This window comes from Pseudomonas sp. SDO5532_S415 (assembly GCF_054071155.1).
In genome coordinates this window covers 1-14725 of the sequence record NZ_JBSVWS010000153.1, presented here as the reverse complement: position 1 = coordinate 14725, position 14725 = coordinate 1, and the positions used below count along the sequence as shown (strand labels likewise).

The 14725-nt window shown below is 59.4% G+C and carries 18 protein-coding genes; 15 read left to right on the top strand and 3 right to left on the bottom strand.

From position 1 onward, the window contains the following. Nucleotides 1-138: 138 nt before the first annotated feature. Nucleotides 139-729, top strand: coding sequence for a YceI family protein (locus ACW9HW_RS24315; protein ID WP_457401962.1), 591 nt, complete (start codon nucleotides 139-141; stop codon nucleotides 727-729). A 1-nt stretch (nucleotide 730) separates the two neighbouring features. Further along, the gene (locus ACW9HW_RS24310) at nucleotides 731-1888 is read left to right on the top strand and encodes a phospholipase D-like domain-containing protein (protein WP_095195429.1); all 1158 of its coding nucleotides are present in this window, start codon (nucleotides 731-733) and stop codon (nucleotides 1886-1888) included. Between the two features lie 132 nt (nucleotides 1889-2020). Here the strand turns inward: ACW9HW_RS24310 and bglX are convergent, their stop codons facing one another. Continuing rightward, the gene (gene bglX, locus ACW9HW_RS24305) at nucleotides 2021-4312 is read right to left on the bottom strand and encodes a beta-glucosidase BglX (protein ID WP_457401961.1); all 2292 of its coding nucleotides are present in this window, start codon (nucleotides 4310-4312) and stop codon (nucleotides 2021-2023) included. A 247-nt stretch (nucleotides 4313-4559) separates the two neighbouring features. On the opposite strand from bglX, the gene ACW9HW_RS24300 reads away from it, so the two are divergent. The 5 genes from ACW9HW_RS24300 (at nucleotide 4560) to ACW9HW_RS24280 (ending at nucleotide 7361) form a co-directional block, all read left to right on the top strand. Beyond that, nucleotides 4560-5165, top strand: a complete 606-nt coding sequence (locus tag ACW9HW_RS24300; RefSeq protein ID WP_095195431.1) for a LemA family protein — start codon at nucleotides 4560-4562, stop codon at nucleotides 5163-5165. 8 nt (nucleotides 5166-5173) lie between these two features. Further along, nucleotides 5174-5923: a TPM domain-containing protein gene (locus ACW9HW_RS24295; RefSeq protein WP_457401960.1), complete on the top strand. Its 750-nt coding sequence runs from the start codon at nucleotides 5174-5176 to the stop codon at nucleotides 5921-5923. Nucleotides 5924-5954: 31 nt separating this feature from the next. Further along, nucleotides 5955-6572: a TPM domain-containing protein gene (locus ACW9HW_RS24290; protein WP_095195433.1), complete on the top strand. Its 618-nt coding sequence runs from the start codon at nucleotides 5955-5957 to the stop codon at nucleotides 6570-6572. Between the two features lie 143 nt (nucleotides 6573-6715). Further along, the gene (locus ACW9HW_RS24285) at nucleotides 6716-7018 is read left to right on the top strand and encodes a helix-turn-helix domain-containing protein (protein ID WP_095195434.1); all 303 of its coding nucleotides are present in this window, start codon (nucleotides 6716-6718) and stop codon (nucleotides 7016-7018) included. Beyond that, nucleotides 7005-7361, top strand: coding sequence for a putative holin (locus tag ACW9HW_RS24280; RefSeq protein ID WP_095195435.1), 357 nt, complete (start codon nucleotides 7005-7007; stop codon nucleotides 7359-7361). Before ACW9HW_RS24285 ends, ACW9HW_RS24280 begins: the two co-directional genes overlap by 14 nt. 24 nt (nucleotides 7362-7385) lie before the next feature. Here the strand turns inward: ACW9HW_RS24280 and ACW9HW_RS24275 are convergent, their stop codons facing one another. Beyond that, nucleotides 7386-7811 (bottom strand): helix-turn-helix domain-containing protein, encoded by a 426-nt coding sequence (locus ACW9HW_RS24275; protein WP_095195436.1) that lies wholly within the window; start codon nucleotides 7809-7811, stop codon nucleotides 7386-7388. A gap of 300 nt (nucleotides 7812-8111) precedes the next feature. On the opposite strand from ACW9HW_RS24275, the gene ACW9HW_RS24270 reads away from it, so the two are divergent. The 3 genes from ACW9HW_RS24270 to ACW9HW_RS24260 all read left to right on the top strand — a co-directional run bounded on the left by ACW9HW_RS24270 (nucleotide 8112) and on the right by ACW9HW_RS24260 (nucleotide 10102). Further along, the gene (locus ACW9HW_RS24270; protein WP_095195437.1) at nucleotides 8112-8390 is read left to right on the top strand and encodes an ogr/Delta-like zinc finger family protein; all 279 of its coding nucleotides are present in this window, start codon (nucleotides 8112-8114) and stop codon (nucleotides 8388-8390) included. A gap of 2 nt (nucleotides 8391-8392) precedes the next feature. Beyond that, on the top strand, nucleotides 8393-8755 hold the full coding sequence (locus tag ACW9HW_RS24265; protein ID WP_095195438.1) for a hypothetical protein: 363 nt from the start codon (nucleotides 8393-8395) through the stop codon (nucleotides 8753-8755). 132 nt (nucleotides 8756-8887) lie between these two features. Next, complete coding sequence (locus ACW9HW_RS24260; RefSeq protein ID WP_457401959.1) at nucleotides 8888-10102, top strand: class I SAM-dependent methyltransferase; 1215 nt, start codon at nucleotides 8888-8890, stop codon at nucleotides 10100-10102. Between the two features lie 73 nt (nucleotides 10103-10175). Here ACW9HW_RS24260 and ACW9HW_RS24255 read toward each other — a convergent pair whose 3' ends face one another. Next, nucleotides 10176-11081, bottom strand: a complete 906-nt coding sequence (locus ACW9HW_RS24255) for a DMT family transporter (protein ID WP_095195440.1) — start codon at nucleotides 11079-11081, stop codon at nucleotides 10176-10178. A gap of 303 nt (nucleotides 11082-11384) precedes the next feature. Between ACW9HW_RS24255 and ACW9HW_RS24250 the strand changes: the two genes are divergently transcribed. The 5 genes from ACW9HW_RS24250 (at nucleotide 11385) to ACW9HW_RS24230 (ending at nucleotide 14651) form a co-directional block, all read left to right on the top strand. Beyond that, nucleotides 11385-11966 (top strand): DJ-1/PfpI family protein, encoded by a 582-nt coding sequence (locus ACW9HW_RS24250; RefSeq protein ID WP_457401958.1) that lies wholly within the window; start codon nucleotides 11385-11387, stop codon nucleotides 11964-11966. Between the two features lie 14 nt (nucleotides 11967-11980). Further along, nucleotides 11981-12286 (top strand): ribbon-helix-helix domain-containing protein, encoded by a 306-nt coding sequence (locus ACW9HW_RS24245; protein ID WP_095195442.1) that lies wholly within the window; start codon nucleotides 11981-11983, stop codon nucleotides 12284-12286. 171 nt (nucleotides 12287-12457) lie between these two features. Further along, nucleotides 12458-12802 (top strand): YegP family protein, encoded by a 345-nt coding sequence (locus ACW9HW_RS24240; RefSeq protein WP_095195443.1) that lies wholly within the window; start codon nucleotides 12458-12460, stop codon nucleotides 12800-12802. Nucleotides 12803-13034: 232 nt separating this feature from the next. Then, nucleotides 13035-14045, top strand: a complete 1011-nt coding sequence (locus tag ACW9HW_RS24235) for a class 1 fructose-bisphosphatase (RefSeq protein WP_095192286.1) — start codon at nucleotides 13035-13037, stop codon at nucleotides 14043-14045. Nucleotides 14046-14048: 3 nt separating this feature from the next. Next, entirely contained in the window at nucleotides 14049-14651 is a 603-nt protein-coding gene (locus ACW9HW_RS24230) for a DUF924 family protein (protein ID WP_457401957.1), read from the top strand. Nucleotides 14652-14725 lie beyond the last annotated feature (74 nt).

The following is a 14725-nucleotide window of genomic DNA, read 5'->3' as shown; positions in this document are numbered from 1 at the left end:
GTCTTAGGGTACCGCGGTTACCCTGAAACCCCGCGTTATCGTTAACGACCATCGCGAGCAAGCTCGCTCCTACAGGTTTGCAACTTGCTCAGGGGCGGTTAAGGTTCGTGCAGGTTTATCTGCCCCCCACGAGTCTCTATGTTCATGCGGTCTGTCACCCAAACCCTCGCCATCCTGCTGCTGGCCGGCGCTTCGCTGTCTGCCCGGGCCAATTGGTATCTGGACGGCGAATCCTCGCGGCTGTCGTTCGTCAGCACCAAAAACACCAATGTTTCCGAAGTGCAGCGCTTTCTGGTGCTGCACGGCAAGGTCGATCCCAAGGGCCTGGCGCAGGTGGAAGTCGAGCTCGACTCGATCAACAGCGGCATTCCATTGCGCGACGAACGCATGCGCAAGGACTTGTTCGAGATTCAGACCTTTCCCGAAGCGTTGATCACCACGCAAATCGACTTGCGCCCGATCAACGACCTTGCCCCCGGTGCACAACTGGAACTGCGCCTGCCGCTGACCGTCGATTTGCACGGCAAACAACACACCTACAACGCCGAACTGCTGGCCACGCGCCTCGATGACCGGCGTTTCCAGGTGGTGACCCTGGAACCGTTGGTGATCAATGCCGAAGACTTCGACCTGGCACCCGGCCTGGAAACCCTGCGCAAGGTCTCCGGGTTGTCGGCCATCAGCCTGTCGGTGCCGGTGGGCGCTGTCCTGATCTTCACGGCGCGCTGACATGGCCGGCGCAATCTTTCCCTGGCGTGAAGGCAATCACTTCGAACTGCTGATCGACGGCCCGCAGTTTTTCCCGCGCATGCTGGTGGCGATTGCCCGGGCCGAAGAACAGGTCGAACTGGAGCTGTACCTGGTGGAGGCGGGCGCTTGCGCCGAGGCCATGGTGCAGGCATTGGTCCAGGCGGCCGAGCGCGGCGTGCGGGTGCGTTGCCTGTTCGACGATTACGGCAGCCTCGCCTTCACCCTGACCTTGCGCCAGCGCCTGATGGCTGCCGGGGTCGAGCTGCGTTTCTACAATCGCCTGAGCTGGCGGCGTTGGCTCGGCAACTTCTACCGTGATCACCGCAAGCTGTTGTTGGTGGATCAAACGATGGCCGTGGTCGGTGGCACCGGCGTCACCGATGAGTTCTGGACGCCGGGGGAAGACGTCAGCGAATGGCATGAAGTGATGGTGGAAATCACTGGCCCGCTGGTGATCGACTGGCAGCTGCTGTTCGACCGCCAATGGATCGCCAACCGTCATCGTCGCGCCTGGAAACCTGCCGCGCATTTCGGCCTGCCACGTCTGCCCCGCGTGCCGTCCATGGGCGAGGGCATGGGCCGGGTTGCCTATGCCGACGCCCGCCAGCACCGCGACATCCTGCAATCGCTGATTCGTGCGCTGAACAGCGGCCAGCGGCGGATCTGGCTGGCCACGCCGTACTTTCTGCCGACCTGGAAAGTCCGTCGCTCCCTGCGCCGCGCGGCCTCCCGTGGCGTCGACGTACGCCTGCTGCTGACCGGACCGCGCACCGATCACCCGTCAGTACGCTACGCCGGGCATCGTTACTACCCGCGACTGCTCAAGTCCGGCGTGCAGATTTTCGAGTACCAGCCGTGTTTCCTGCATCTGAAAATGGTCCTGATCGATGATTGGGTGAGCATCGGTTCGTGCAATTTCGATCACTGGAATCTGCGCTTCAACCTCGAAGCCAATCTTGAAGCCCTGGACCCTGGACTGACCCGGGCGGTGGCGGCGAGTTTCGAAAGGGACTTTGCCCTGAGCCAGGAAGTCAGCCTGGAGGCATGGCAACGCCGACCGCTGTGGCGACGGGTCAAGCAGCGGGTGTGGGGATGGGTGGATCGGGTGGTGGTGAATCTGCTGGATCGGCGGGGATAGTCGCCACACCACAAACCACTGTGGGAGCGAGCCTGCTCCGGGTGGCGGGGTAACAGTCCACAGAAATGTTGAATGTTATGGCCTCATCGCGAGCAGGCTCGCTCCCACAGGGTTACTTCGGTGTGTCAGGAGTTAAAGCAATTCAAAGCTCTGCTGCGTCACGTCCTTGGAATCCAGGCCGATCTGCACGTTGAACTTGCCCGGCTCCGCGGCGTACTTGAGCTGGGTGTTGTAGAACTTCAGGTCATCCTCGGTGATGGTGAAGTGCACGACTTTCTGTTCGCCGGCCTTGAGCATCACTTTCTGGAAGTTCTTCAGTTCCTTGAGCGGACGAATCATCGAGCCGGTCACGTCCTGGATGTACAGCTGGACCACGGTTTCGCCGTCACGCTTGCCGGTGTTCTTCACGGTGACGCTGGCGTCGAGCTTGCCGGTCTTGTTCAGCGTGGTCGATGACAGGGCCATGTTGCTCAGGTTGAAGTCGGTGTAGCTCAGGCCGTAGCCGAACGGGTACAGGGGACCGGTGGTGTCATCGAAATACTGCGAGGTGTAGTTGCCCGGTTTGCCCGGGGTGAATGGCCGGCCGATGCTCAGGTGGTTGTAGTAGGTCGGAATCTGGCCCACCGAACGCGGGAAGGTGATCGGCAGTTTGCCCGACGGGTTGTAGTCGCCAAACAGCACGTCGGCGATGGCGTTGCCGCCCTCGGTGCCGCTGAACCAGGTTTCCAGGATCGCGTCAGCCTGTTCGTTCTCTTCGAGAATCGACAGCGGACGGCCGTTCATCAGCACCAGCACCAGCGGTTTGCCGGTGGCTTTCAGGGCACGGATCAGCGCGCGCTGGTTTTCCGGGATGTTCAGGTCGGTACGGCTCGACGATTCGTGGGACATGCCACGGGATTCGCCCACAGCGGCGACCACCACGTCGGCATCCTTGGCGGCTTTCACCGCTTCGTCGATCAACACGTTGGCCGGACGCGGGTCATCGACCACTTCCGGCGCATCGAAGTTGAGGAAGTTCAGGTAGTCGAGGATTTTCTTGTCGCTGGTGATGTTGGCGCCACGGGCGTAGATCAGCGTCGATTTGTCACCGATGACATTGCTCATGCCATCGAACAGGGTCACCGATTGCGCAGGGCGACCGGCGGCGGCCCAGCTGCCCATCATGTCGATCGGCGCCTTGGCCAGCGGACCGACCAGGGCGATTTTCGCGGTTTTCTTCAGCGGCAGGGTTTCGCCCTGGTTTTTCAGCAGCACCAGGCTGCGACGCGCCACGTCACGGGCTTCGGCGCGGTGCAGGCGACTGTCGGCATAGGTGTCGGCCGGATCATCCTCGGCCTTGCCGATGCGCAGGTACGGGTCCTTGAACAGGCCCATGTCGTACTTGGCGTCCAGTACCGCACGCACGGCGTTGTCGATGTCGCTCTGCTGGATCTCGCCGGACTTCAACAGCCCCGGCAGTTCCTTGCCGTACAAGGTGTCGTTCATGCTCATGTGGATGCCGGCCTTGATCGCCAGCTTCGCCGCTTCGCGACCGTCGGCGGCGACGCCGTGCTTGATCAGCTCGAAAATCGCCCCGTGGTCGCTGACCGCCAGGCCCTTGAAGCCCCATTCCTTGCGCAACAGGTCGTTCATCAGCCAGGTGTTGGCGGTGGCCGGTACGCCGTTGATCGAGTTCAGCGCGACCATCACCCCGCCGGCACCGGCGTCAATCGCTGCGCGATACGGTGGCAAATAGTCCTGGTACATCTTGACCGGGCTCATGTCGACGACGTTGTAGTCGCGACCACCCTCGACCGCGCCATACAGGGCGAAGTGCTTGACGCTGGCCATGATGCTGTCGGCGGCGTTGGCGCCGACACCCTGGAACGCCTTGACCATCACGCCGGCGATGCGCGACACCAGGTAGGTGTCTTCACCGAAGCCTTCGGAGGTCCGGCCCCAACGCGGGTCGCGGGAAATGTCGACCATCGGCGCGAAGGTGATGTCGAGGCTGTCCGCCGCGGCTTCCTTGGCGGCAATGCGCCCGGACAGGCCAATGGCGTCCATGTCCCAGCTCGACGCCAGGGCCAGCGGGATCGGGAAAATGGTGCGGTGGCCGTGGATCACGTCGTAAGCGAAGAACATCGGGATCTTCAACCGGCTGCGCATGGCCGCGTCCTGCATCGGACGGTTTTCCGGACGGGTGATCGAGTTGAACGTACCGCCGATGTTGCCGGCTGCGATTTCCTTGCGGATCAGCTCCCGGGGCATTTCCGGGCCGATGCTGATCAGGCGCAACTGGCCGATTTTTTCATCGAGGGTCATTTGCTTCATCAGGTTGCTGACGAAGGCGTCCTTGTTTTCCAGAGGTGCGGGCGTCGTGGCGGCCAATACGTTATGACTGGCCAGGCTGACGAACAGGCCCAGCAAACACAGCTTCTTCATGAATTGTTTTCTCAAGGGCCCAAACGGCGATCTATACGCCGGTCAGCCAAAATTTAGGGAGCGTCTATTGTTGTTCGAGGGCTGATTGAAAAACGACAGCCGAAGTCCGGATGTGTTTTTTTGCGCAGGGCATTTTTTAGCCCATTGCCCCGATGCGATCCAGTAGCGCGGCCGATTATGCCCCAAGAGCCGGCCGAGAGGGTCGTTGGTTGTTTTTTCCATGAAATGTGAAGGGAGCATCACTCTGATGAATGTACGACTCGCCACTCGGTCGAACCTGCAAATCGCCACATTACTGGTGTTGGCCACGTTGCTGACCGCCTGCGGCATCAACAATATCCCGACCCTCGATGAGCAGGCCAAGGCCGCCTGGGGCCAGGTGCAGAACCAGTATCAGCGCCGCGCCGACCTGATCCCCAACCTGGTGGAAACCGTCAAGGGCTACGCCGCCCATGAAAAAGAGACCCTGACTGCCGTCATCGAGGCCCGGGCCAAGGCCACCTCGATCCAGGTCGACGCCTCCACGTTGGACAACCCGGAGAAACTCAAGCAGTACCAGCAGGCCCAGGACCAACTCAGCGGCGCCTTGAGCCGACTGATGGTGGTATCCGAGCGCTATCCGGATCTGAAGGCCAATCAAAACTTCCTGGCCCTGCAATCTCAGCTTGAAGGCACCGAAAACCGCATCAGCGTGGCGCGGCGTGATTTCATCCTGGCGGTGCAGAAGTACAACACCGAGATCCGCACGTTCCCTGGTCGCCTGTGGCACAGCGTGATGTACAGCAACCTGCCGGTTCGCGAGACCTTCGAGGCTACGCCGGGTTCGGAGAAGCCGCCTGAAGTCAAATTTTGAGGTTGCCCATGCGCGTGTTGAAAGCGGGCCTGGTGCTGTTGCTGTGGGTGTTTACCCTGGCGGCCCAGGCCGAATTGAAGTTTCCGGAGCTCACCGGGCGGGTGGTGGACAACGCCCGGATGATCGAGCCATCGGTGCGCGACCAGCTGACGCAACAGCTTCAGGCCCATGAGAAAGTCACCGGTGAACAGCTGGTAGTGGTGACCTTGCCGGACTTGCAGGGCACCGACATTGCCGACTTCGGTTATCAACTGGGCCGCTACTGGGGCATCGGTCAGAAAGACAAAAACAACGGTGCCTTGCTGATCGTCGCCCGTGATGAGCGCAAACTGCGCATCGAAGTCGGCTATGGCCTGGAAGAGCGCCTGACCGATGCGCAGAGTTCGGTGATCATTAATCAGGTCATCACCCCGGCGTTCAAGGCCGGCAATTTCAGCAAAGGCATCAGCGACGGCGTGGCGGCGATGCTGGTGGTGCTGGGCGGGAACCCGCTGGACGAACCGTCGACGGTGTATGAATCCAGCGGTGACCCGCAAGACGATTTCGTTTCGCGGCATCCGGGGCTGTTCGTGTTTTTGGTGTTGTTGTTCATCCTCACTTTTTTTGTAGGCCAGATGCTCGGTATCCTTCCCGCCGGCCGCGGCGGTTCTGGCGGCTCAGGCGGTTTCGGCGGTGGCGGTTTTGGCGGCGGCGGAGGCGGAGGCTTCAGTGGCGGCGGGGGCAGTTTCGGGGGCGGTGGTTCGTCGGGCGGCTGGTGAATAAAACAATAATGATCGGGCATTTCAAGACATGGCATTACTGACGGAACACGAACAACGCAAAGTCGCCGAGGCGATTGCCCGGGTCGAGCGTGACACCGATGCGGAGCTGGTGACCGTACTCGCGGCCCGCGCCGACGACTATGCGTACATCCCGCTGCTCTGGGCCAGCCTGCTGGCGCTGGTGGTGCCGGGTATCGTGCATTACCTGACAGGCTGGTTGACCATGCACAGCTTGTTGCTGGTGCAATGGGTCACCTTCATCATCCTGTGCCTGGTGTTCCGGGTACCGAAAATCACCACCCGCCTGATCCCGCGTTCGGTGCGTCACTGGCGCGCCTCGAACCTGGCGCGTCGGCAGTTCCTGGAACAAAACCTGCACCACACCGTGGGCAGCACCGGCATGTTGATTTTCGTCTCCGAGGCCGAGCGTTATGTGGAAATCCTGGTGGACGAGGGGATCTCCAGTCGGCTGGACAACAAGAACTGGGACGCGATTGTTGCCGCGTTCACGCAGCAAGTGCGGCAAGGGCAGACGTTGCAGGGCTTTGTCAGTTGCATCGAGGCGTGCGGCGAGTTGCTCAAGGTGCACGTTCCTGTGACGCACGTACGTAACGAGCTGCCCAATCGTTTGGTGGTGCTCGGTTAAGCCCTGACCCGCAACGTTGCTCCAGAGAGTTTGTAGCGCTCCACGGTACAACTGCCGCGTGTTGTCCGGCGCCAGGCTTGACTTCAACATCCCTCCAACAGCAAGCGCCCTGCCACGGGCGTTCTGACGTAGAGGGAGTTCTTATGTCAACGCATCAATCGCTCGACTCTATTGCGGGGGCTGCACCCGATGGCGGTGGGAACGCCCCGCCAGCGCGGCTGACCGCGAAAGAGAAGCAAACCTTAATGTGGTGCTTCAAAGGCAAGACATCCTGGGAGATTGCCCGGATTCAGAATTGCTCGGAAGCCACGGTCAACTTTCATTTCTCCAATATCCGCCGCAAGTTCGCCGTCAGTTCCCGTAGCGCCGCGTTGCTCAAAGCCATTGAATCGGGAGTCATCAGGATTGATGAGACTGGTGAGAGAGGTGCCCATGAATCTGACTGATTCGGTCTACAACAGTATCAGTGGGCTCCTGTTGGGATTGGGTGTCGCGACACTGCCTGCGATTGATGGCGAGGCGCTGTTCGGTGCGTCGCTGGGTGCCTGGCTGGTCACCACCACCCGCATCAACTTCAAAGCCTGGCAGCGAATCGGCTCCTGGTTGCTGTCGGCGGGCGTCGGCTATCTATTTACCCCGGTCGCACTGCAGATGACCCCGTTCCTGACAGCGGGGGTGACGGCATTTTTCTGCGCGCTGATCGTCATTCCCATCAGTATCAAGGTCATGCAATGGATCGATGGTGCCGGTCTTGGCGAAATCATCCGTCACTTCAGAGGGCGCGGGTGATGGGCAGTGATGAACGTTGGATGGCTATGACTTCAAATTTCGTTCGAGTGACGAGAGAAGGGTGGCCATTTCAGACAGTTTGAGTTCCATGTCACGCAGGCGTCTCTTTTCCTCCAGCGCGTTTTGTATGGCACAGCGATCCTCTTCGTCCAGCAATCGCCACAACGCGAGAATTGTGTTTTCCCGGGCCGTACTTTCTTGAGAGCCCTCGACGGGGTTGCTGGGTGCCTGCCGCAAAATCGGACCTTCACCGAGCAGTAACCAATCAAGAGAGATGCCTCGTGTTTGCGCTATGTCTACGCATAATGAGTATGGCGTGCTGTCGCGACCTTTCCAGCTGCTAAGGGTTTGCGGGCTGATCTGCAGCGCGGAAGACAATGATGCATCGGTTTTAGTGCCGGTGATTTGCTTCAGGCGAGCCAGGACAGCTTGTGATTTTTTGCTACGCAATTTGAGCCTCTTCCCTTTGACATATGCTTTTTGAGTGCTTAGCGTATGCGCAATGAGTACTTATTTTTTTGTAAGTAATCAATCATCAACTACGAATCAGAAGAATACGATGTCGAAACTTCCTAATGGTATCAGGGTGATTTCCTACGAGCTTGGCTCTAACCCATTACGCGGCTGCCCGTTGCATTTCCTTTTGTCCGGCAGACGTTTTTCGCAAGGGCGGACCGCAGCGATCAACGCGCCAAACAGTATTGCGTCTGATCAAGTCGATTACCACCAGATGACCGCCGGGAAACAAGCATGAGCACTTACAAAATGGTGTGTCCTCACTGCCTGAGCAAGATGCGCATCCGCACCAGCGAGGGCCGTCATATTTTTCTGCGGGTGGCCTATTTGCAATGTACTTCCGAGGCTTGTGGCTGGTCGGTTCGGGCCGAGTTCGAAATGACCCACGAACTGTCGCCCAGTGGAATGCCCAATCCCTCCGTACGTTTGCCGAGCGCCAGCCCCGACTTGCGTCGCGATGCCAGGCCTGTTGCCAAAAGTGCCACGTCGACGGAAACACAACTGGAGTCGTAGGCATGGAGGGCATTGATGAGAATGGAGAAGTGAACGAGGAACTGTTGGCCATCGCCCAGGCGTTCCTGGCCCGTCATGAAAGCGATGGATTGAGCGATGACCAGGTGCTGTTCTGTCGTGCCGTCAAACATCTGCAAGGTATCGATGTGCCGATGCACCTGGCAGAGAAGTTGGTCAGCCATGCCTACGGATTAATCAAATCCACCAATGATCGTCGGCGTCTGGATATCGCCGCGAGTTCCGAAACCGTCGCTGTGGTCACCGATCCGGCCAACGGCCTGACTTGGGCAGTACCGGTAGGGTTGATTGTCAAATACATCATCAACTCGCCGACCAATCGTAAACTTCGGCTGGTGGAGCCCTAGATTCCAATGGGTTTATTCAGGTCTTGGGCTGCCTGACCAGGACCTGCCACAAAATAACTCCGTGCCCAAACGCCTCGTCCGCCCTAAAATACCGGGCATTCCCCGACTCGCACCGCCCGAGGCCGTTTTTCCATGTCTGTCACCGCTACTCCCGCCCGCCTCGCGCCGGATCATCACGCCCAATTCATCGACCTGCTGCAAACCAGCCTCGATGAAAATGCCTTCATCAAACTGGTGCTGGCCAAGTATGTTGGCGATGAAACGGACCTGCAGCGGATCATCATCAAACCGGTGACGGTCAAGTCGCAGCCTTGCCTGTCCTTCGTCTATCGCTACAAGACCCGAGACATCACCAAGAACCTGCCTCTGGCCGAAAGCGTCGCGACCATTGCCGATCTTTTACCGGCAGCGTTCAAAAATGCGCACTTGTTGTCGCTGACTGACGAAGCCCAGCTTGAATACAGCAAAAAGGGCAAGAGTTCGCTGTTCAAAAGCAAACCCCAGCAATTGCGCGAAGTACCGTCTGCCGAGCACAACCGCGAAAAAAACCGTTTTCTCGACCTGAGTCGACCGTTTCTCGCCGACCTTGGCGTGACCAACAAGCAGCATGAACTGATTCCGGCGATGTCGCGCAAGTGGAAGCAGATCAACAAGTTCATCGAAGTCTTCAGCCATGCGCTGACGTCCTCGCCGCTGGCCCTGGACAAACCGGTGCGAGTGGCGGACTTCGGATCGGGCAAGGGCTACCTGACCTTCGCCATCCACGACTACTTGCGCAATACCTTGAAGGCCGAAGGCGAAGTGACGGGTGTCGAGTTGCGTGAAGACATGGTCACCCTGTGCAACGCTGCGGCGGCCAAGCTTGAGCATCCCGGGCTGGTGTTCAAGTGCGGTGACGTGCGCAGTGTGGCGCCGAGCGAGCTGGACGTGATGATCGCGCTGCACGCCTGTGACATCGCCACCGACTACGCAATTCATACCGGCATCCGTTCCGGGGCGTCGATCATCATGTGTTCGCCGTGCTGCCACAAGCAGATACGCCTGCAAATCCAGAGCCCGGCGCTGCTCAAGCCCATGCTGCAATACGGCTTGCACCTGGGCCAGCAGGCGGAAATGGTCACCGACAGCTTGCGTGCGCTGTTCCTCGAGGCTTGCGGCTATGAAACCAAGGTGTTCGAGTTCATCTCACTGGACCACACCAACAAGAACAAGATGATTCTGGCGGTCAAACGCGCCGAACCGGTTGCCCCGGCTCAGCTGTTGGCGAAAATCCAGGAACTGAAGGATTTCTATCACATCACTGAACATTGCCTGGAAACCTTGCTGCGGGCCGACGGCTACCTCTGACCCTGTGGGAGCGAGTCGGCTCCGGGCGGCGTTCCGACGAAGGCGGACTGACAGTCAACTGCGATGTTGACTGTCACGGCCCTTTCGCGAGCAGGCTCGCTCCCACATGGGGTTTGATCGCCGTCTTGCGACCCAGCATCACGGTCACAATCACCCCGGCCGCAAACAACCAGGTAATCGGCTCCACATGTTCGCCGAAAAACAACGCTGAAAAAGCGATGGTGAAGAAGATCTGCAGCAACTGGATCTGACTGACCCGGGCAATGCCGCCCATGGCCAGCCCGGCATACCAGGCGAAGAAACCGATGAACTGCGAAAACAGCGAGACGTAACCGAAGGCCCACCAGGTCTTGCTCGAAATTTCGCCCTGGTGTTGCAGCGCCAGATAGACCACCGGACCGATCAGCAGCGGTGTCGACAGTACCAATGCCCAACAGATTACCTGCCAGCCGCCCATCTCCTTGGCCAACCGGCCGCCTTCGGCATAGCCCAGACCACCCACCGCGATAGCCCCGAGCATCAGCAAGTCACCGGCCTGAATGCTGCCGGCACCGCTGATCAATGCATAGCCGAGCACCAGCGCACTGCCCAGCGCTGCGCAGGCCCAGAAGGCTTTCGACGGACGTTCATGGGACAGCCACGCGGCGTACAGCGCCACGCACAGCGGTTGCAGGCCATTGACCAGTGCGCCATGGGACGCCGGCAAGGTCTGCATCGCCCAGGCCGACAACACCGGAAAGCCGAGAATCACCCCGGCCGACACCAGCATCAGGCCTTTGACCTGTTTCCAGGTCGGCCATTTTTCACGGTGCCACAGCAACAGCACTGCCGCAGGCACCGCCGCGAACAACGCACGACCCAGGCCATTGAGCAGCGGATGAAGTTCCTGCACGACGATCCGTGTGAAGGGCAGGGTGAGGCTGAAAATGACGACGCCGAGCAAGCCCAGGGCCATGCCGGTGTTTTCGCGGGAGGACATGATGGCAACCAGAATCCTGGGTGAGGGGAAGTGCCTACATCTAGCCATAAACTGTCGGTTTCACGCTGCTACAGATAGACGCGGAGTTATCCGTACAGTTCAAGGACGCCATCGCGGGCAAGCCCGCTCCCACAGGTATCGCATTGGCCACAAGAACGACACAGGACCTGTGGGAGCGTGGCTTGCCCGCGATGAACGATTACGCGGTCCGTCAGGTAGTAGCCGGTTGTTACCCGACTCATCGGATAAGGACTACCTTGAATACTCCTGCATGCCCACGCATTTTCCAGAGGAGTCCTCCCCATGGCGGCTAAAAAAATTCTGATGCTGGTCGGCGATTACGTCGAAGACTATGAAGTGATGGTGCCGTTCCAGGCCCTGTTGATGGTCGGCCATACCGTGCATGCCGCTTGCCCGGACAAGGCCGCCGGCCAGACCGTACGCACGGCCATTCACGACTTTGAAGGCGACCAGACCTACAGTGAAAAACCCGGACACCTGTTTGCCCTCAATTTCGATTTTGCCAAGGTCAAGGCTGCGGACTACGACGCCGTGCTGATACCCGGCGGTCGTGCGCCGGAGTACCTGCGCCTGAACGAAAAAGTCCTGGAGCTGGTGCGGGATTTCGACAAGGCTGGCAAGCCGATCGCTGCCGTGTGCCACGGTGCGCAACTGCTGGCGGCGGCAGGGGTTCTCGAAGGGCGCGAGTGCAGCGCCTACCCGGCCTGTGCACCGGAAGTACGCCTGGCTGGCGGGACGTTTATCGATATTCCGGTGACGGACGGTCATGTTCAAGGCAATCTGGCCACGGCGCCGGCCTGGCCTGCCCACCCGAACTGGCTCGCGGGTTTCCTCGGGTTACTGGGCACGAAAATCACGCTGTAACGAGGAACCTGTCCATGTGCGAGCTCTACGTCAAAGCCGACCCGATTCTCTACGAATCGCGCTCCCGCTCGCTGCGTATCTGCGGGGTCGTCACCACCCTGCGGCTGGAGAACCAGTTCTGGGACATCCTCAGCGAAATCGCCGAGGTCGATGGCATGACCACCAATCAGTTGATCGCCAAGCTGTATGAAGAGGTGATGGACTACCGCGGCGAGGTGGTGAATTTCGCTTCGTTTTTGCGGGTCAGTTGTACGCGGTATCTGAGTCAGCGGCGGGGTCAGGTGCCTGAGCTTTCGATAGTGCGGACATTGGGGAAGTAGGGTGACCTTGGCGGCCCTTTCGCGAGCAGGCTCGCTCCCACAATGGATCGGTGTACGCAATTTCAATGTGGGAGCGAGCCTGCTCGCGAAGGGGCCGGTACAGGCGACAAAAATCCCGGGCTGGTCTTTACTCTGAAGCGCGCAACCTCTCATTCGCCAAGGAGAAAGAGCATGTCCGGATGGTACGAAGTGAGTAAAAGCAGCAGCGGTCAGTTCAGGTTTGTGCTGAAGGCGGCGAACGCCGAAACCATTCTGACCAGTGAGCTGTACACCACCCGCGCCGCGGCCGATAAAGGTATCGCATCGGTCCAGGCCAACAGCCCGCTGGATGAGCGCTACGAGAAAAAAACCACCAAGGATGGCCATCCCTACTTCAACCTCAAGGCCGCTAACCACGAAATCATCGGCAGCAGCGAGTCCTATGCTTCGGCGGCGGCCATGGAAAAGGGCATAGCCAGTGTGAAGGCCAACGGGCCGACCAAGGTGATCAAGGACAAGACCCTTCCTGTCCTCTGAAACACAATGCAAATCCCCATGTGGGAGCGAGCCTGCTCGCGAATGCGATCGATCAGTCGACAAAGACGCTGAAATGGCCGCTATTCTTTGGCCCCCATCTCGCCCATTTCCATCTACGCTGAACCCCGCGCATGAACTCTCTTCGACCGATCACGTCTGATAGGAGGAAATGCGCCCCGACTCGCGCTAAACTGCGCGGGTTTTTAAGCCCCCCATTCCTCCGGAGCCTTCCATGTCCCGCGTTACCTTGAGTCGCTATTTGATTGAGCAGACCCGCAGCAACAACACACCTGCCGATCTGCGCTTCCTGATCGAAGTGGTGGCGCGTGCTTGCAAGGAGATCAGCCACGCCGTTTCCAAAGGCGCCCTGGGCGGTGTTCTGGGCAGCATGGGCACTGAAAACGTCCAAGGCGAAGTGCAGAAGAAACTCGACGTACTCTCCAACGAAATCCTGCTCGAAGCCAACGAGTGGGGCGGTCACCTGGCTGGCATGGCGTCCGAAGAAATGGACAACGCTTACCAGATCCCGGGCAAATACCCGAAGGGCGCGTACCTGCTGGTATTTGACCCACTGGACGGTTCGTCGAACATCGATATCAACGCCCCGGTCGGCACGATCTTCTCGGTGCTGCGTTGCCCGAATGAATACCTGAGCCAGAACGAAGCGCTGAATGAAAAGGCCTTCCTGCAGCCAGGCACCCAGCAGGTTGCCGCCGGTTATGCCATCTACGGCCCTCAGACCATGTTGGTGCTGACCCTGGGCGATGGTGTGAAAGGCTTCACCCTGGACCGTGAAATGGGCAGTTTCGTCCTGACCCACGAAGACATCACCATTCCTGAAACCACCCAGGAGTTCGCGATCAACGCGTCCAACCAGCGTCACTGGGAAGCGCCTGTACAACGTTATGTCAGCGAACTGCTGGCAGGTGACGAAGGCCCGCTGAAAAAGAACTACAACATGCGCTGGGTGGCCGCGATGGTCGCGGACGTGCACCGCATCCTGACCCGTGGCGGTCTGTTCATGTACCCGCGCGACAGCCGCGAGCCGTCCAAGCCGGGCAAACTGCGCCTGATGTACGAAGCCAACCCGATGTCGTTCCTCGTGGAACAAGCGGGCGGTGCTTCCACTGACGGCCGCCAGCGCATCCTCGACATCCAGCCTGAAGGTCTGCACCAGCGCGTGGCGGTGTTCCTCGGCTCGAAAGAAGAAGTTGCACGCGTCACGGCCTACCACAAGGAATAAACCATGACCGCGCCCTGGCAGCCGTTGCTCGAATGGTGGTTCGGAAACTCTGAATCATCGAAGGAAGTGGCGGCGCAGAAGGGCAAGTTGTGGTTCGGCAAGCGTGACAGCCAGGACCTCGAAGCGCGTGAGCGTTTCGGGGACCAGGTCGAGCAGGCACTGGCCGGCGGTTTGACCGAGTGGGCGCAACGCCCCGAAGGTTGGCTGGCTCTGGTGTTGTTGCTCGATCAACTGCCGCGAATGATCTTTCGCGATTCTCCCAAGACTTATTCCGGTGATGCCCGGGCCCAGGCACTGGTGGCGCAGGGCATTGCGGCGGATTTCGATCGCCAGTTGTTACCGATTCAACGGGTGTTTATCTACCTGGTGTTCGAGCACTGCGAAAATCTCGCGGTGCAGAACGAAGCCGTTTCTCGTTATCTCGATTTGCTGGCGCAACAGCCGGAAAGCGACCGGGCGTTGTTTGCCGATTATCTGGATTACGCCGAGCAACATCAGAAAGTGATCGCGCAGTTTGGGCGGTTTCCGCACCGCAATGCGGTGTTGGGGCGGGAGTCTACGGCTGAGGAGTTGGCGTTTCTTTCGAAGCCCGGCTCAAGGTTCTGAATCTTCATTGCGGCTGATGCCGTCTTCGCGAGCAGGCTCGCTCCCACACGGGATCTGTGTCGTTCACAAATCCC